This window comes from Chryseobacterium sp. SIMBA_028 (assembly GCF_046535285.1).
Lineage (GTDB): Bacteria > Bacteroidota > Bacteroidia > Flavobacteriales > Weeksellaceae > Chryseobacterium.
On sequence record NZ_JAWRWZ010000569.1, the window covers coordinates 1 to 254 of the forward strand.

1 pseudogene is annotated in these 254 nt (G+C 64.2%); it reads right to left on the reverse strand.

The window, feature by feature from the left end:
* A pseudogene (locus tag SCA31_RS24525) lies at positions 1 to 254 on the reverse strand (alpha-1,4-glucan--maltose-1-phosphate maltosyltransferase); the annotation flags it as partial.

Genomic DNA, 254 nt, shown 5'->3' on the forward strand with positions numbered 1-254 from the left:
TGGTGAACCATTCGGGATTACTCGTGACCCAGGGGTGGTCGGGAGCAGCCTGCAGTGCAAGGTCCAAAGCCACCTCCAGCCCAAGTTCCCCGGCGCGTGCCACGAAGGCATCAAAATCCGCGAACGTACCCAGGTCCGGATGGATGGCGTCATGGCCACCGTCCTTAGAGCCGATGGCCCACGGCGATCCCGGATCCTGCGGTCCGGGGGTCAGCGTGTTGTTGCGACCCTTCCGGTGCTGGAAACCGATGGGG